The sequence below is a fragment of the Tamlana carrageenivorans genome, assembly GCF_002893765.1.
In the GTDB taxonomy this organism is placed as follows: Bacteria; Bacteroidota; Bacteroidia; order Flavobacteriales; family Flavobacteriaceae; genus Pseudotamlana; species Pseudotamlana carrageenivorans.
This window is the reverse complement of sequence record NZ_CP025938.1, coordinates 1,809,251-1,827,430: the sequence shown is the minus strand read 5'-3', so window position 1 is coordinate 1,827,430 and position 18,180 is coordinate 1,809,251. Positions and strand designations below refer to the sequence as shown.

Here is an 18,180-nt window from a genome sequence, read left to right as displayed (position 1 = left end):
AATTAAGCAAAAATAGTAGTTAATCTATAGAGGAAGAATTTTACGTTTCTCACGCCTCTGAACTGTGCTCTAAAAGCCTTAATTTTAGCATTGAAAGCTTCTGCTGAAGCGTTGGTACTTCTATTATCAAAATAGTTTAGAATGTTTTGATAGTGAACAGACATGGTTCTGGATATAGTATTAAAGCTTTTAAAGGCTGCTTGTCTAACTTTTTCATCCCATTTAGCTAATCGTGTTAATGCGGAAGTTTTATCCTGAGTATTGTTAAAAATCCAAGATAAGTTCTGGCATAGTTTGTATGCTTTTTCTATATCAGGATAGTGTTTAAATAGTATCACTGATCTTTTAGCTTGGTTTTCAGTCCACTTATTGCTTGGCTTATAGAGTAAATATCTTCCTCTTGCCAGTAGTTGTTTTAATGTATCTCCGTTTGGAAGTATTTCAGGTGTGTATTTTAAAGATTTACTTCTAGCGTCTTCTATGGCATCATTTTCAAAATCGATGGCTTCCCACCTGTGTTTTATTCTTATTTCTTGCAAAGCGTCCAATGCTAATTTCTGCACATGAAAACGGTCTATAACTAAGCAGGCATTGGGGAATGATTTTTTAACAATGAGTCCCATGTTTCCTGCCATATCCAGAGTCACTTCTTTAACTTTATTTCTTTGTTTTAAAGGAATTTCATGAAGTATTTTTATCACTGTTTCAGCTTTAGTTCCTTTAACTATAGCTACTATAGAGCCTTTCTTTCCTTTGGCATCTTTATTGGTTAAGATGGTGTAGAGTTCGCCATTGCAAAAAGCGGTTTCGTCAAGCGATAGGTAGCTTCCTAGATTCTCAGGGTACAATAGCCAATCTTTTGCATGGGCTTTTTGATCCCAAGATTTAAAATCACTTAAGTGATCTTTGTACTGGCGTTGCAGTTTCTTGCCGTTAACACCGTAGAAAAATCCAATGGTGTGGCAATCCGTAGCTTTAGTATGGACTAATTTCTTTTAAAAAATCAGCAAACTCGGCGGTCATCCGTGTTCCCTGTGCTACTAAATTCCAATCTCTATGAACCACTTCATTGGTTTGCTTATTCAGCCATCTGCGGCGTTTTATATGAAGGTAAACATTTTTACCTCGTATAGGGAAGTCTTGAACGGTAGCCTCAGAAAAGAAGCCTTTGGAATGAAGTTTAGTTCCATTAAATTCTTCGGGAATCGTGTTTAGTTCTGTAAAATAAAAATGTAGTGCTTCTCCGGATCAAGAGCAAAAGTTGGGGAGTAAAAATAATTTTATCTTTGGAAAAAATTAAATTCCGTGGAAATTTCTAAAGATTTATTATCCTTATTACTACCTGATTTTCTGGTAGCTCATTTTAGTTTTAAAAGTAGTTCTTCAACAGAAGATAAACTTCGGTTGTATTTCGAAGAGAAGAACATTGTCCCAAATAGTTTTAAAACACGTAAAGTAGAATCTAAAGGTTTTCATAAAGAAATAATTATCGAGGATTTTCCACTTAGAGGGAAACTAGTTTATCTGCATTTAAAGCGCCGCAGATGGCGTGATGTAGACACAAAAGAAACCCTGCAAAGAGACTGGAATAATGTAGAAAAAGGCACTCGTATGACCACCGAGTTTGCCGCTTTTTTAAAAGAAATTAATCGATAATAACAATACTAGCACGCAAACTATAGCTAATTTGTATGGTTTAGATGGTAAAAAGCTACAGCGCCAATATCGAGATTATTTAAGTGAATTTAAAGATTGGGAATACCTTGAGCGATCCTCCAAATGGTTAGTCTACCCTCAAAATATTGGCAAACGATTATCTATAGATGAAATAGCACTTTCACAAGGAGAGTTATACACCGTAGTAACCAATAAAAAAGCCAAAGGTAGAGCAGGTTCTATTGTAGCTATTATTTCAGGAACTAAGGCCGAAGAGGTTATTAAATATCTTAAAAAGATACCTGAAGGCAAGCGGAGGTTGGTAGAAGAAATAACCTTAGATATGGCCGGTAGCATGAAACTAATTGCAAAGAAGAGCTTCCCAAGAGCCGTGCAAGTCATTGATCGCTTTCATGTACAACAACTAGCTTCTGATGCTGTACAAGACATTAGAGTAAAATACCGCTGGCAAGCTCTAGAACTAGAAAATGAGGCTATCAAGACAGCTAAAAATAATAACTACCAGTATCTAGCAGAAGTATTTAGTAACGGGGATACGCGCAAACAACTGCTAGCACGAAGTAGGTATCTTCTATTCAAAAGTCCTGACAAATGGACTAGTTCCCAAAAGGAAAGGGCAGGAATTTTATTCATGCAATACCCTATGATAAAGGAAGCTTATGACTTGTCAAACCAGCTAAGAGTAATTTATAATACTTGTACAGACAAAAATATAGCAATGACTAAATTGGCACTTTGGTACAATCAAATTGAAAATAGTGGCTTTAAAAGCTTTAGAGTTGTTATGAACACAATCTCCCTAAATTACAGGGGAATATTAAACTATTTTGACAACAGAAGTACCAATGCGGCCGCTGAATCTTTTAATGCAAAGATCAAAGCCTTTAGACAACAACTTAGAGGTGTGAGAAATAAGGAATTCTTCCTCTTTAGATTAGCACAAATTTATGCCTAGTCCCCAACTTTTAGGACTGATCCGCTTCTCCTTTAATTTCGTGCTTGTCCAAATCAAAATACTTCATAAGTATTTCTGGAAGTAATAAATTGGCTATGGCTAATAATGAATCTGATGACATTAAAAATTTTTATTCAAAGATCTTCTTTTTTTAAATACTCCCCAACTTTTGTGCTTGATCCCTTTTTACGAGCTTTCTAGGATCAAGCACAAACCGCCCTAAAACAAAAAAGCATCCCCATTTTCTAGATCCTGATAGTCATCAGGACTTAAGGAAAAAAGGAAAGCTTTCCATTGGAATACCAAAATAACTTTGGTAAACTACATCACGCTTATAGCGTGAACAACACAACCTCATTATAATTGCCAAAAAAAGCCCTAATTTCTCAGAGCTTTCTTTTTGCAATTTTAGCGGTCTGGACGGGACTCGAACCCGCGACCTTCGCCGTGACAGGGCGACATTCTAACCAACTGAACTACCAGACCGTTGCTTTATTGCGAGTGCAAAGATACACGCCTTTTTAAATTTCACAAACGTTTTTTGAGTTTTTTTTATAAAAATTTTCATTTATTTTAATAGCCCCTGAAAATCAACTATTTAATAAATATATTTTATTTAATAAAAAAAGCCCTTTTAAGTGAATTTTTGACGCTCGATTAAATACGTTGTTAGTATCTGATTAAAATCGGCGTTAATATCGGCCTCCACATACTTTATTTTATACTGTCCGCATTTCAAACGTAAGTTAGTAAAATACTTTTTTACGGTATCCCGATAACTTTCCTTAACGGCATCGGCATATAAGTTAATATATTCCCCCGTTTCAACATCTACAAACCGTTTTGGTGTATTGCTAAAATTAAATTCCAACTCCTTCTTTTTATCCATAACATGAAATAACACCACTTCATGCTTGTTATATTTTAAATGACGTAAGGCTTCAAACATTTTAGAATCATCTTCCGAAGCTTGAAACATATCCGTAAACAAAAAAATCATGGAGCGTTTATGGATTTTCTCTGCGATTTCATGCAAATACTTATAGGTATCCGTTTGTTTCTTTTCCGAATTGGAAATAGCCACCTCACTCAAAGCACTTAATAACATTTGATGGTGTCGCTCACTCCCCTTTTCTGGTGCGTAATAATCGTACTGATCGCTATACACACTCAATCCTACAGCATCACGTTGCTTCTTTAATATGTGCATCAGCGCAGCAGCTGCTAACACCGAAAATCCTATTTTATTCAAATGATCTATGCAGAAAGTCTGCCTTTTAGGATAATGCATCGAACTGCTATTATCTATAATCATATGGCAACGCAAGTTGGTTTCATCGTCGTAGCGCTTCGTGTATAGTTTTTCGGTTTTTGCAAACAACTTCCAATCGATATGACGGGTACTTTCGCCTTGATTGTAAATTTTATGTTCGGCAAATTCTGCCGAAAAGCCATGAAACGGACTCTTATGCATACCCGCAATAAAGCCCTCGACCACTTGTTTTGCAAGAAGTTCGAGGTTTTTAAAACCTTCCGCTTTGTTAAGTTCGTTTTGTAGCATAATGAAAGAGCCCCACCTAGCCTCCCCGAAGGGGAGGAACACTCAAATGGGAATCGGTGTATTAAATTTTAGTTCTATAATTTAATCTGATATTCTCAATATTTTATTAGGAATGAGTAAAAGTTCCCCTTTTGGGGTTAGGGGGCCTGACTTTACTTCACCCCATCAACGATGCCATAAGCCACCGATTCTTCGGCACTCATCCAGTGGTCGCGATTAAAGTCTTTCATGACTTTCTCGTAATCTTGACCACAATTGTCTGCTAAAATTTTAGCACTTAACTCCTTAGTGATAATAATTTCTTTAGCCGTAATTTCAATATCACTGGCCTGACCACGAGCACCTCCACTAGGCTGATGAATCATCACACGAGCATGAGGCTGAATAAAACGTTTCCCTTTTGCTCCTGCCGATAAAATAATAGAACCCATCGACGCAGCAAACCCCGTACATATGGTAGACACCTCACTATTTAACGCCTTAATGCAATCGTAAATAGCGAAACCCGAAGTCACATAACCACCAGGACTGTTAATATACAGCTCAATATCTTCAGTTCCTAAACTATCTAAATACATCAATCGATCAATCACATGTTTTGCCGATTTATCATCAACTTGTCCCCATAAAAACACTTTACGTTGTTCTATAAATTTGCTATCAATAGCATCTTGTACTTTTATTTTATCGCTCATTTTGATTTTAATTTTGTTCTAAAAATAAAAAAAGGTTTACCATTACGGCAAACCTTTTCTCTTTTCTTTTATTAATATAGACTTATAAACTATAGAAGCGCGTCGATAGCTTCAGTATATGCCGTTTTAGGCGCTACACCAACTTGTCTTCCAACAACTTCTCCGTTTTGAAAAACTAATACTGTTGGAATATTACGAACACCATATTTGGCTGCAAATTCCTGGTTAGCATCTACATCTAGCTTTCCTACAACAGCTTTACCGTCGTATTCTTCACTAATTTGCTCGATAATTGGTCCTACCATTCTACAAGGTCCACACCATGCAGCCCAAAAATCAACTAAAACTGGTTTATCACTTTTTAAAACCGTTTCTTCAAACGTCGCATCTGTAATCTCTAATGCCATAATATTTATATTTTATCTATTTTACTTCAATGTTAAAGCACAAAATTAGTCAAAAAAAACTCGAAAGCTTACAATCTTACAATTTGTTTTCCCTATAGCGTTATCAATTCCTACTATCTATAAGATTTTGGGCGCATAAACCAGGCTATCCGCTGTATCTTTTTTGTTTAAAAACCGTATCCTTTTTAGAGGAAGCACTAACAATCAAACACCAGACTCATTTAAAAACGAGCTCTTTAAATACAAAAAAGGATGCCGCTGCTATCCTTTGCGCGGCGTTTCGTTTCAGTTAATTCGATGCGTCGTTAGAACCAAAAAAACTTCTCGACTCCGCTCGAAGACCGTGTATAAACGCCCATAAAACTGGTGTTCGAGCGGAGTCGAGAACCTTCCCTACTAACAAAATAATTTACGAAAATCAGTGCAATCTGTGTCAAAAAAACACCGCTACCGCCAGTTTGCAAACTGGTGGTTTTTACCCAATAATTTATACGTCACAAAAGACATTAAAATAAACTGACCTTGTAATACATCTAACCCATAAACCATTCCAAAAGACTCAAAAATATAATAGCCTAGGAATGTTTTGGACTTTATAATTTCTATTCACCATAAAAAGGCAGTAAAAAACCATAGCTATATAAAACCTTGGTTTTGATTTTTATTATGGCCACCAGTTGCAAACTGGCGGGAGCGGGCGCATAAACCAGGCTATCCGCTGTATCTTTTTTGTTTAAAAACCGTTCCTTTTTAGAGGAAGCACTAACAATCAAACACCAGACTCATTTAAAAACGAGCTCTTTAAATACAAAAAAGGATGCCGCTGCTATCCTTTGCGCGGCGTTTCGTTTCAGTTAATTCGATGCGTCATTAGAACCAAGAAAACTTCTCGACTCCGCTCGAAGACCGTGTATAAACGCCCATAAAACTGGTGTTCGAGCGGAGTCGAGAACCTTCCCTACTAACAAAATAATTTACGAAAATCAGTGCAATCTGTGTCAAAAAAACACCGCTACCGCCAGTTTGCAAACTGGTGGTTTTTACCCAATAATTTATACGTCACAAAAGACATTAAAATAAACTGACCTTGTAATACATCTAACCCATAAACCATTCCAAAAGACTCAAAAATATAATAGCCTAGGAATGTTTTGGACTTTATAATTTCTATTCACCATAAAAAGGCAGTAAAAAACCATAGCTATATAAAACCTTGGTTTTGATTTTTATTATGGCCACCAGTTGCAAACTGGCGGGAGCGGGGTCGTTATTTTTTCTTTCCAATTAATAATAATGAATCTCCGTCTTCAAACTCATTATATTCTTCAAGCAGCAAAATTTCAAAATAGTTCTCAAACAAAATTCTTAAGCTTTCATCTGTTTGGTAATTAACAAGTAATCCTTTGAATAATTCATCTCCTTCACCTTTCCAAAATGAATGGCAAATTATTCCATTAGAATTCAATAAATCAACTTGTCTTAGAATAGATTTCTTTAATTCTTCGTCTATTAAATGTTGTAGGACTTTATTTGAATATATTCCATCAAATTTCTTATCCGTTCTTAGTGTTACAGCATCTAAATTTAAAAATTCGTCTTTTACGTTAAGGCTAATTAATCGATTCAGAAATTCCGTTGAATAATCGGAACCAACAACTCTATAATCTTTCTTCAATATTTGAAAATCAGTTCCAGGTCCAGAACCAATCTCAAGCAACAATGAATTTGATGGCAAGTAATCATTTAACTTCTCAATCAGTTGCCTACCATCAACATCTTTAGCTAATTTGATATATTCTTCAACGGATTCTTTAGTCTTGTAATAATTGTCATTCATGTTTTAAAATTCTAAATATCTAGTTCTTGCAATGCACCACAACTAAGTTATATCAAACATATTAAAACCACATCATCAACACAACTTAGTAAGCAATAATTCAACTACGAAATATCTTTTTCATATTCATGATATGAGATTCCTGCCTCCGCAGGAATTAGTTTAATTTAAACCTTATAAATCGAGATTCCAGTTCGGAAATCAACTCCTGACTCACTCTTACTTTTTGCATTCTACTAGGCATGGATATTTTCACCTTTTCTTTAGTATCGTAAACATCAAAATTAAGCGATTGATTTCCTGGGTGCATTTGAATTAGCTCCTTTAAATCCATCACCTTTTTATCGTCAAGATCATTAATATCCACCTGAATAGAAAGCTTCTTAGCGTAATTCTCCATGACATCATGAAGCAACTGAAAGCTGTTAAACTGCAACCTCGGATCGCCTTTCTTCCCTGTGTCTTTATTCACCCAACCTTCACGAATAAAAGCCTTTACAAACACAAAATTATTAGGCATAAAAAAGTGTCTGAACTTTAAATACTCCTCGCCAAAAATTCTAAACTCAAAACTATCGTAGTAATCTTCAATAGTAAATAAAGCCCATCCTTTACCTTGCTTGCTCACACGATGCTGCACATCGGTTACCACACCACCAAAAACCAACTCGCGGTTTACATATTTTTCTAAATCGTTAAACATACCTACCTGCGCGTTACAGAAGGTTTTCATTTCGGTTTTAAAATCATCTAAAGGATGGCCAGAAATATAAACCCCTACCACTTCACGCTCCTTACTTAGCTTCTCCATGGTACCCCACGACTCGCAAGGCGGCACTTCGGGTTCGGCTATTTGTACCTCACTAGCTTCGCCAAACAGACTTACTTGTGCCGAGTTTTCATTTTCTTTATGCTTTTGAGCGTATTTAATGGCTTTTTCTAAAAAAGTAATACCATCGCCATCATCATGAAAAAACTGTGCGCGATGGGTATCGGCCAAACTATCAAAGCCGCCAGCTAACGCTAGGTTTTCAAAAGCTTTTTTATTGGCAGCTCTTAAATCTATACGTTTTGCTAAATCGAATATGGATTTATATGGCCCATCTTTACGATTATCAACAATAGTCATCACGGCACCATGACCAACACCTTTAATGGCTCCCATTCCAAAACGAACGGCCCCATCTTTATTTACCGAAAACTTATAGTAACTCTCATTCACATCGGGCCCTAGTACATCAAGCTTCATACGCTTACATTCGTCCATGAAAAACGTGACCTGCTTAATGTCATTCATATTATTAGAAAGCACGGCCGCCATATATTCGGCAGGATAATGCGCTTTACAATAAGCGGTTTGGTAAGCAATCCATGCATAACAAGTGGAGTGCGATTTATTGAAGGCATAACTCGCAAAGGCTTCCCAGTCTTTCCAAACTTTCTCTAAAATTTTAGCATCATGACCGTTGGCGCTTGCTTGCTCGATAAACTTAGGCTTCATTTTATCAAGTACCGCAATTTGCTTTTTACCCATCGCCTTACGCAGTACATCGGCCTCACCCTTTGTAAATCCTGCAAGACTTTGAGACAGAAGCATTACCTGCTCTTGATATACTGTAATACCATAAGTTTCCTTGAGGTACTCTTCCATGGCTGGTAAATCGTACTCAATCTCTTCATCGCCATGCTTTCTTCTAACGAAACTCGGAATATATTCCATAGGCCCCGGACGATACAAGGCATTCATGGCAATTAAATCTTCAAAAACCGTAGGTTTTAAATCGCGAAGGTGTTTTTGCATACCAGGGGATTCGTACTGGAACACCCCAACTGTTTCACCACGTTGGAACAATTCGTAGGTTTTCTCATCATCTAAAGGAAAACTATCGGGATCGAGCTCAATACCATGCTTGGCTTTTACAATTTTAACCGTATCCTTAATAAGGGTTAAGGTTTTCAGTCCCAAGAAATCCATTTTTAGCAGTCCCGCATCTTCCACCACCGAGTTATCAAACTGGGTGACATACAAATCGGAATCCTTAGCTAGAGACACAGGAACGAACTTGGTAATATCGTCTGGTGTGATAATCACCCCACAGGCATGTATACCCGTATTTCTAACCGAACCTTCAAGAGTTCGGGCTAGATTTAAAGTTTCAGCTTGTAAATCGCTTCCGTCGGCAATATTTAAAAGCTCATTTACTTTTTCTAATTCTTCAGCTCTAAATTTAGACGCCAATGCTTTTTCATCTAAACCAAATATTTTATTCAGCTTAGACATATTCGGAATCAACTTGGCAATTCTATCGGCATCAAAAAGCGGTAAATCCAGTACACGTGCCGTATCTCGAATAGACGATTTTGCAGCCATGGTACCGTAAGTGATAATTTGTGCCACCTGATTGGAGCCGTATTTATCAATGACATAATCCATTACACGGCTTCGACCTTCATCATCGAAATCAATATCGATATCGGGCATGCTCACACGATCCGGATTTAAGAAACGCTCAAAAAGCAAATCGTACTTCATGGGGTCAATATTGGTAATCCACAAGCAGTAGGCTACCACCGACCCTGCTGCCGAACCACGTCCTGGCCCCACCGAAACATCCATATTTCTGGCCTCGCGAATAAAATCTTCAACAATTAAGAAATACCCCGGATACCCGGTATTTTCAATAACGCTTAACTCGAAATCGAGACGTTCAATAACTTCCTCCGAAAGGGGTTCGCCGTAACGTTTCTTAGCGCCTTCATAAGTTAAATGTCGTAAAAAAGCATTTTCACCACGCTTACCACCATCAACTAAATCTTCCTCATGCTTAAATTCCTCGGGAATGTCAAAAGCTGGTAATAAAACATCACGTGCTAATTGGTATGCCTCAACCTTATCTGCAACCTCCTGTACATTAGAAATCGCTTCAGGAACATCCTTAAAAAGCTGTTTCATTTCTTCGGAAGACTTAAAATAGTATTCCTGATTTGGCAATCCGAATCGGTATCCGCGTCCGCGACCAATTGGTGTGGCCTGCTTTTCACCATCTTTTACACAAAGTAAAATATCGTGCGCATTAGCATCTTTTTTATCTTGGTAATACGTGTTGTTTGAAGCTACTAATTTGATATCGTGTTTACGCGCCAATTCTATAAGCACGGGATTAACACGATTTTCATCCTCTTGATTGTGGCGCATGATTTCGACGTACAAATCGTCGCCAAACTCTTCTTTCCACCACAAAAGTGCTTCTTCTGCCTGGTTTTCACCTACATTAAGCACTTTACTTGGCACCTCACCATATAAGTTTCCGGTGAGCACCATGACATCTTCTTTATATTGCTGAATTAATTTTTTATCAATTCTAGGCAAATAATAAAAGCCATCTACAAAGGCATGCGATGATAATTTGGCTAGGTTATGATAGCCATTTTTATTTTTAGCGAGTAAGACAATTTGATACCCATTGTCTTTTCGTTTTTTATCTAAATGATTTTCACAAACAAAAAATTCACAACCAATAATGGGTTTAATTTCTTTGGCTGTAACGGTTGCTCCCGTAGCTTCGGCTTCTTTAATTTTGGCTTGAACACCACTATTGTGTCGGTTTACCGCATTCACAAAGTGAAAAGCCCCCATCATATTAGCATGATCGGTTAAAGCCACGGCAGGCATGTTGTATTTTGCTGCTGCCGAAACAATATCGGCCACACCCATGGTTGATTGTAATACCGAAAACTGTGAGTGATTATGCAGATGCACAAAATCGACATCGGCTAATTCAGAAATATTTTGTTTGATTTCTTCGGAAGACACATCAACGTTTTGCGCCTTTTTGATGCGTTCCTGGATTTTAGCACTCTCCCGTTTAAGGTTAATATGCTTTAATCCGATAAGCTGGATTGGCTCTGGATTGGCCTTTTTATAATTCTCGAAATAATCGGGCTGAACGTCTAGCGCCTCCTTTGTGTATTCTTCTAAACGAATAAGCTCTAAAAAACAGCGGGTTGTGGCTTCCACATCGGCAGTCGCGTTATGCGCTTCAGCAAAGGGTTCGTTAAAAAGAAACTCATGTAATTCGGTAAGGGTTGGAAGTTTAAATTTCCCATAACGTCCACCGGGGATTTTACAAAGTTCGGCCGTATGCTCGGTACAAGTATCTAAAACAGGGAGTTCTTGCAAGTTATTTTCAACAGCCTCACGCACAAATTCGGCGCCCATAATATTTAAATCGAACTTCACATTTTGTCCGACTACAAATTTTGTTTTTGCTAGGGCCTCATTAAATTTCTCTAAAACCTCAGCTAAAGATACGCCTTGCTCTTCGGCCAATTCGGTAGAAATACCGTGAATTTTCTCGGCATCATAAGGAATATTAAAACCATCGGGTTTCACCAAGTAATCCTGACTCTCAATACAGCGTCCCATCTCGTCATGCAACTGCCATGCGATTTGAATACACCTTGGCCAATTATCTACATCGGTTATGGGTGCGTCCCAGCGTTTAGGCAATCCTGTGGTTTCTGTATCGAAAATTAAGTACATTTTTGAAGTTTAAGCGTTTGTAAATAAGGTGATTAGAAAAATAAATCTTAGCTCATAAAAATACGTAGAATTTACAGTTTTAAAAACCGATTATCTAAAAGTTGTAAACAAAAAAAAGAGGCTGCCTTAAAAGTCGATTTCAAGTCAATCTGAATGTGTTTCAGATTCTCATAATCATTTGAATGTCATGAGACACTGTTTTAAACACAGCATAACGATTTTTTAACTTTTAAGGCAGCCCAAAATTAGCCACTAATTAATCTGTATTAAGAGATTAATTCTTCGTGAACTTTTTCTGAATTTATTGCCGCTTGAATGGCTCGACGCTGATTATTCAGCATCACATCAATACTTGGTGGCAGGTTTCTATCTTTAAGAATATCATCGTAGGCTTTTAAACTTTCTTCTTCGCCACGAATGGCTTCTTCTAAAACCACTTCAGCATCATCCGACGCTAACATGGTTTTTAATATGGCCCAATTTCGGTGCATGGCAGCTTTAAAGCTGCCGCCGTCCTCAGGGATTTGACCGTATCTTAAAATCTCAATTCTTAAAGCTTTAGCAAAGTCGCCACGTTCGATGGCTCTTCTTTTAAAAAACATTTTAAGCTTAGGATTATCAACGGTTTATGCCGCATTGAGATAACCTTTCTCGGCATCAAAATTCTTGATTAATAATTCGTTTAATTTATTTGAAATTTCTTCAGTATACTTCATAATAACGCTTACATTTTAAATTCCAATAACTTCTTTTAGGATGTTGATTGTTTCACATCACCTCTTTCAACATAACTTAAAACCTCAGCAAACACAAGGATTTAACAGACTTTACCAAAGATTTAAGAGCCCTTAACAAAATAGCCTTTAGCATTAAGATAAATTATCATAATTTAGACCATTAAAATTTAACACATGCAGTACAGACACCTTATATTATTGGTTTTAGCCGTTTTTACAACAAAAATGCACGCTCAAAACATCCCGCTTTACGTGGGTACTTACACCAACGAAGATGCCGAGGGTATTTATCAACTTCAATTTAACACCGAAACAGGCACGTTAAGCAAGCAAACTTTAGCTATAAAAATTGACAACCCTTCATTTTTAGAATACAGCCCAAACAGAAAATATTTATACTCGACCAATGCCACTAATAGCGGATTTGTTTCATCATATGTCGTTAACGACGATGGTTCGCTAACCATGCTTACCAGAATGCGTAGTCATGGCGAACTGCCTTGCCATATTGCTTTAAACAAAGCAGGAACTAAGGCCGCCGTTTCAAATTACAGAGGAGGCACCCTTGCTGTTTTCCCAATAAATGAGGACGGCACTTTAAGTGATGCTTCTCAGGTTTTCGATCATAATTCAGAAAAAACAAAATCACACGCACATTCTGCACATTTTGTTAATGACGACTTGTTTGTCGCCGATTTAGGTACCAATTCTGTTTTTCAATACGAATTAAAAAAAGGCGAGTACAAACTAGACACTGATGCTATTGTGAAGGTTAAAGGCAATCCAGGTCCTAGACATTTTACCACGACCCAAGATGGTGAGTTTATTTATGTGATTAACGAAATAGAAAGCAGCGTTACGTCGATAAAAAGATCGAACAATAAATTTAAAGAAATTGATTTCGATTCAACTTTATCAGAAGATTTTAAAGGAGAAAATGCTTCGGCCGACATCCATTTATCTAAAGATGAGCAATTTTTATATGCTTCCAATCGCGGCGAAAATACCATAGCGGTTTTTAAGCGTCATCCTAAAAAAGGTACTCTTGAAAAAATACAGAACGCATCAGTTCATGGCGATTGGCCACGAAACTTTGCTATAGATCCAACAGGTAAATTCCTAATCGTAGCCAATCGCAGAAGCAACAACTTGGTAGTTTTTAAAATTGACCCTAACACAGGAGAACTCAGTTTCTTACAGGACCATAAAACACCAACGCCGGTATGTTTACTTTTTTAATTTAGGCAACAACAAACCGCTGAAAATTAAAAAAATATAGTATCTTTGCGCCCTCATTAATAATCGAGGTCGAGAACCTCAAATAATTAATTATTATGCCTGTAAAAATTAGATTACAAAGACACGGTAAAAAAGGAAAACCTTTTTACTGGATCGTAGCAGCAGATGCTCGCGCGAAAAGAGATGGTAAATACTTAGAGAAATTAGGTATCTACAATCCAAACACAAACCCTGCAACAGTTGATTTAAACGTTGACGGTGCTGTAAAATGGCTACAAAATGGTGCACAACCAACCGATACAGCTAAAAACCTTTTGTCAGAAAAAGGTGCTTTATTAAAAAACCACCTTGTTGGTGGGGTTAGAAAAGGCGCTTTAACTGAAGAGCAAGCTGAGGCTAAATTCACAGCTTGGTTAGAAGAAAAAGCTGGTAAAGTTCAAGCTAAAGTTGAAGGTTTATCTGAAGCACAAGCTAAAGCAAAAGCTGAAGCATTAGCTGCTGAGAAAGCTGTTAACGAAGCAAGAATTGCTGCCGCTGCTCCTGTAGTAGAAGAGGCTGCTGAAGAAGCTCCTGCTGCTGAAGCATCAAACGAAGAAGAATAAAAATATTATTTTTTTATACTTTTAAACTCCGGTAGAAATATCGGAGTTTTTTGTTTAATAATAACTCTAAAAGTTATTATTAACATTCCCGCAAAGGCGGGAATCTCAATATTATTAGACTTTGTTTAATTTTTAAGATGCTCCGAATGCAAATCGGAATCTCATAATTAAAACACAGCTACAGAATACACAAGTAAATAGATATCCGCGAAGGCGGGAATCTATTATACTCTAGAATTATTTTTGAAGAGATTTCCGCTTTTGCGGAAATGAAAAAAAGAGCACTTAAAATGAAAAAAGAAGATTGTTTCTATTTAGGTAAAATTGTAAAGAAGTACAGTTTTAAAGGGGAAGTATTAGCAAAATTAGACACCGACGAACCTGAAGTTTACGAAAATTTAGATGCTATTTTTTTAGATTTAAGAAATAACCTCATCCCTTTTTTTATTGAAAGCTCACAATTGCACAAATCGGAACTCCTAAGAATTAAATTCGAAGAAGTTGATACAGAAGCCGATGCTGATGCGATTATGAAAACTGACTTATACCTACCTTTAAATTTACTTCCTAAATTAGAGGGCAACAAATTCTATTTCCACGAAGTCATTGGATTTACCATTGAAGATGTAAACTTTGGAAAAGTAGGTACTATTAAAGCTATTAACGACTCGACAGCCCAAGCCCTTTTTGAAATTGATCGCGACGGTTTAGAAATTCTAATTCCTATGAACGATGAATTTATTGTAAAAGTTGACCGCAATAATAAAACCATTATAGTTGAAACCCCAGATGGCCTTATTGACTTATATTTAGAATAACCTAAGTTTAATTAAACTTATTAACGAGTTATTTCGAAAAAAAAGCTATTTTAAAAGTCTTACTTACATCTACCTGCTAACCAGGAAAACATCATTTAACTTTTAAAACAGCCCTAATTTATAGTTTTAAACTCTGCTTGACTGTACCATTCACTTAGCGTTTATGCATAAGCAATGAGATCGTGTCTTTCAATACTATCTTTAGCATCTTGAATCCTATCGCGCTGCTTAATTAATAGCTTACAAATAGAAAGAGGTAAACCTAACATGCGTAATAACTCGTTATATCGGTTAATAGTTAAACCTTGCATATCCCGAACTTCGCTCATTAAGCTTTCTTCGCTTTTGTTAAACATTACAAAGTTTCTAATATTCATCCAAAACTTATATAATTCGCTGTGCATACGCCCCTTATTATCATAAGAACCACCCAGACTAATTATTTTGGATTTTAAATCCTTAGTAAACTCATGCCTTTGCATCGCCTTGTCGCTAAAAAATTTTTTTAAATCCTCATCCGATACCTTATCAACAAGTTCCATATAAATTTTTTCAACTTCAGCATTCATAATTAAAAGGCTGTTTAAGCTGTTAATATATTTTTCATTTTTTTTCATAGCAATCTTCTTTTAAGTACTAGTCACCAACTATTCTTTAAGAGAAAGAGAGAGAGAGAATTAAGTTGATAGTACAAAAATAGATATGCTAAGTCTTGTTAAATTATATTTAACACAGTTTAGCAAATTTTAATACATTTTAACAGGTGTAATAATACAAAACCCACAAAATCAAGAACATAACGCTTTAAAAACGACTTCATTATAAAAAAAAGTTATATTCTTAAAGGGCATCATTACCCCGCCTTAGTTGGGTTACTATAAACCACTAAATTTTTATAGTTTTAAAAAATTACATACCATTAGATTATCATTATTCCTTAGTTTTACCAAAGAATTACAAAGCATGTCTAAAAAGCCTTTTTTATTTAAACAGTTTAAAGTACAGCAAGATCAATGCGCCATGAAAATTGGCACCGATGCCGTGCTTTTGGGCGCATGGGCGTCATTAGAAAAACATCCCTTTTCCATTTTAGATATTGGCTCTGGAACAGGTGTTTTAGCTTTAATGTTAGCGCAAAGGTCTGCCGCCGAAATTATTGACGCCTTAGAGATTGACGATAAGACCTATGAGCAATGTGTAGACAATTTTGAACAATCCCATTGGGGTGATCGCTTATTTTGCTACCATGCTTCTTTAGAAGAGTTTGTAGATGAAATTGAGGACCAATACGACCTCATTGTTTGCAACCCGCCATTTTATAGTGAAGATTACAAAACCAATAATATATCTCGCGATTTAGCCCGTTTTCAAGAGGCTCTGCCTTTTGATCACTTAGTACAGAGCGTTTCAAAATTATTATCAGATACAGGGGTATTTACGGTTGTTATTCCTTATAAAGAAGAAGCCCGATTTATCGCATTAGCTTCAGAAGTCAACCTTTTCCTTAACCGAAGTCTTCATGTAAAAGGGAGCCCCACTTCGGAGGTTAAACGTTGCCTTTTAGAGTTTTCCTTCCGCGAAAGCGACATAAAAAACGAAACGCTTATCATTGAAAATCAGCGACATGACTACACTGAAGATTACATAAACTTAACAAAAGATTTCTATTTAAAAATGTAAAATAATAGATAAGATTGATTAAATTTGAGAGGAAAATGTACAGAAAAAGCAAAAACAAGCCGCTTTTTCTACAATTTTAAAGCGAATCTCAAATTAAATTCATCTTTATGCGTCCAGACTTATTTCAAGCTCCAGATTATTACCAGCTTGACGAGCTCCTTACAGATGAACATAAATTGGTTCGCGAGGCTGCCCGAAAATGGGTAAAACGCGAAATATCACCTATTATTGAAGATTACGCTCAAAAGGCTGAATTCCCAAAACAACTTATAAAAGGCTTATCTGACATTGGTGCGTTTGGCCCCTACATTCCGCTGGAATATGGCGGTGCTGGATTGGATCAAATTTCTTACGGACTTATCATGCAAGAAATTGAGCGGGGTGATTCGGGAATTAGAAGTACCGCTTCGGTACAATCTTCATTGGTGATGTATCCCATTTGGAAATATGGCAATGAAAATCAGCGTAAAAAATACTTACCCAAACTAGCAAGTGGTGAATGGATGGGCTGTTTCGGATTAACAGAACCAGATCACGGCAGTAACCCCAGTGGCATAATCACTAATTTTAAAGATCAAGGCGATCACTATTTGCTAAACGGAGCCAAAATGTGGATTAGCAATGCGCCTTTTGCCCAAATTGCCATAGTCTGGGCAAAAGATGAGACAGACCGTGTTCATGGCCTTATTGTAGAACGAGGCATGGCAGGTTTTACAACGCCCGAAACACACAATAAATGGTCATTACGAGCCTCGGCTACAGGCGAATTGATATTCGACAACGTAAAAGTTCCTAAAGAAAATATATTACCCAATAAATCGGGCTTAGGTGCTCCGCTAGGTTGTTTAGACTCGGCCAGATATGGCATCGCTTGGGGTGCTATTGGTGCGGCCATGGATTGCTACGACACCGCTTTAAGATACAGCAAAGAGCGTACACAGTTTGGCAAACCTATAGGACAGTTTCAGTTACAACAAAAAAAACTTGCCGAAATGATAACAGAAATTACTAAGGCCCAACTGCTAACTTGGCGATTAGGCGTTTTAAAAAATGAAGGAAAAGCCACATCGGCTCAAATATCTATGGCCAAAAGAAACAATGTGGATATGGCGATCAATATCGCTAGAGAGGCACGACAAATTTTAGGTGGTATGGGCATCACTGGTGAATATTCTATTATGAGACACGCCATGAATTTGGAAAGTGTGATTACCTATGAAGGTACTCACGACATACATTTATTAATTACTGGATTTGATATTACAGGCTTAAATGCTTTTAAATAAACACTACTACTGCGAACTTCTTACTTATAAATTACGTCTACTTAAATTAATTTTAAACTCAAACGTTTTCGATGAAATATTTAAAGAAAATTATTTAGAATACTGACTTTTGACAGGTTTTATAAACCTATTACCTCCTAACT

At 36.7% G+C, this 18,180-nt stretch carries 15 protein-coding genes, 1 tRNA gene and 1 pseudogene; 7 read left to right on the top strand and 10 right to left on the bottom strand.

The genetic code is table 11. The features are described from left to right. Nucleotides 1–2: 2 nt before the first annotated feature. Nucleotides 3–923 carry an ISAon1 family transposase gene (locus C1A40_RS08160; RefSeq protein ID WP_277871404.1) on the bottom strand — a complete coding sequence of 307 codons (921 nt, stop codon included), beginning with the start codon at nt 921–923 and terminating at the stop codon, nt 3–5. A 52-nt stretch (nt 924–975) separates the two neighbouring features. Next, nucleotides 976–1,206, bottom strand: coding sequence for an ISAon1 family transposase N-terminal region protein (locus tag C1A40_RS18775; protein WP_422395606.1), 231 nt, complete (start codon nt 1,204–1,206; stop codon nt 976–978). A 99-nt stretch (nt 1,207–1,305) separates the two neighbouring features. Here C1A40_RS18775 and C1A40_RS08150 point away from each other — a divergent pair, with 99 nt between their 5' ends. Further along, nucleotides 1,306–1,656: an ISAon1 family transposase N-terminal region protein gene (locus C1A40_RS08150; RefSeq protein ID WP_102995473.1), complete on the top strand. Its 351-nt coding sequence runs from the start codon at nt 1,306–1,308 to the stop codon at nt 1,654–1,656. A gap of 31 nt (nt 1,657–1,687) precedes the next feature. Next, on the top strand, nt 1,688–2,632 hold the full coding sequence (locus C1A40_RS08145; protein WP_479685330.1) for an ISAon1 family transposase: 945 nt from the start codon (nt 1,688–1,690) through the stop codon (nt 2,630–2,632). A gap of 412 nt (nt 2,633–3,044) precedes the next feature. Here C1A40_RS08145 and C1A40_RS08140 read toward each other — a convergent pair. The 7 genes and pseudogenes from C1A40_RS08140 to C1A40_RS08110 form a co-directional block, all read right to left on the bottom strand. Continuing rightward, nucleotides 3,045–3,118, bottom strand: a tRNA-Asp gene (locus C1A40_RS08140). A 148-nt stretch (nt 3,119–3,266) separates the two neighbouring features. Beyond that, entirely contained in the window at nt 3,267–4,196 is a 930-nt protein-coding gene (locus C1A40_RS08135; protein WP_102997170.1) for a DUF58 domain-containing protein, read from the bottom strand. A 149-nt stretch (nt 4,197–4,345) separates the two neighbouring features. Further along, the gene (locus C1A40_RS08130; protein WP_102995471.1) at nt 4,346–4,888 is read right to left on the bottom strand and encodes a ClpP family protease; all 543 of its coding nucleotides are present in this window, start codon (nt 4,886–4,888) and stop codon (nt 4,346–4,348) included. Nucleotides 4,889–4,977: 89 nt separating this feature from the next. Beyond that, complete coding sequence (gene trxA, locus C1A40_RS08125; RefSeq protein WP_067147038.1) at nt 4,978–5,295, bottom strand: thioredoxin; 318 nt, start codon at nt 5,293–5,295, stop codon at nt 4,978–4,980. A gap of 1,267 nt (nt 5,296–6,562) precedes the next feature. Next, nucleotides 6,563–7,132 carry a class I SAM-dependent methyltransferase gene (locus tag C1A40_RS08120; RefSeq protein WP_102995470.1) on the bottom strand — a complete coding sequence of 190 codons (570 nt, stop codon included), beginning with the start codon at nt 7,130–7,132 and terminating at the stop codon, nt 6,563–6,565. A 157-nt stretch (nt 7,133–7,289) separates the two neighbouring features. Beyond that, nucleotides 7,290–11,675 (bottom strand): DNA polymerase III subunit alpha, encoded by a 4,386-nt coding sequence (dnaE, locus tag C1A40_RS08115; RefSeq protein WP_102995469.1) that lies wholly within the window; start codon nt 11,673–11,675, stop codon nt 7,290–7,292. 266 nt (nt 11,676–11,941) lie between these two features. Beyond that, nucleotides 11,942–12,286 (bottom strand): annotated as a pseudogene (locus C1A40_RS08110) (ferritin-like domain-containing protein); the annotation flags it as partial. A 300-nt stretch (nt 12,287–12,586) separates the two neighbouring features. On the opposite strand from C1A40_RS08110, the gene C1A40_RS08105 reads away from it, so the two are divergent. From C1A40_RS08105 to rimM, 3 genes are all read left to right on the top strand, one after another. After that, the gene (locus tag C1A40_RS08105) at nt 12,587–13,651 is read left to right on the top strand and encodes a lactonase family protein (RefSeq protein WP_102995468.1); all 1,065 of its coding nucleotides are present in this window, start codon (nt 12,587–12,589) and stop codon (nt 13,649–13,651) included. Nucleotides 13,652–13,746: 95 nt separating this feature from the next. Then, nucleotides 13,747–14,253, top strand: a complete 507-nt coding sequence (locus C1A40_RS08100; protein WP_102995467.1) for a 30S ribosomal protein S16 — start codon at nt 13,747–13,749, stop codon at nt 14,251–14,253. 290 nt (nt 14,254–14,543) lie between these two features. Further along, nucleotides 14,544–15,071: a ribosome maturation factor RimM gene (rimM, locus tag C1A40_RS08095; RefSeq protein ID WP_102997169.1), complete on the top strand. Its 528-nt coding sequence runs from the start codon at nt 14,544–14,546 to the stop codon at nt 15,069–15,071. A 161-nt stretch (nt 15,072–15,232) separates the two neighbouring features. On the opposite strand, the gene C1A40_RS08090 is transcribed toward rimM, so the two are convergent. Beyond that, a complete protein-coding gene (locus tag C1A40_RS08090; protein ID WP_102995466.1) occupies nt 15,233–15,688 on the bottom strand; it encodes a PA2169 family four-helix-bundle protein in 456 nt (151 codons plus the stop codon). Nucleotides 15,689–16,034: 346 nt separating this feature from the next. On the opposite strand from C1A40_RS08090, the gene C1A40_RS08085 reads away from it, so the two are divergent. Both C1A40_RS08085 and C1A40_RS08080 read left to right on the top strand, forming a co-directional pair. Then, complete coding sequence (locus C1A40_RS08085; protein WP_102995465.1) at nt 16,035–16,751, top strand: tRNA1(Val) (adenine(37)-N6)-methyltransferase; 717 nt, start codon at nt 16,035–16,037, stop codon at nt 16,749–16,751. 107 nt (nt 16,752–16,858) lie between these two features. Further along, nucleotides 16,859–18,037, top strand: a complete 1,179-nt coding sequence (locus tag C1A40_RS08080) for an acyl-CoA dehydrogenase family protein (protein ID WP_102995464.1) — start codon at nt 16,859–16,861, stop codon at nt 18,035–18,037. The last annotated feature ends 143 nt before the right edge of the window (nt 18,038–18,180 follow it).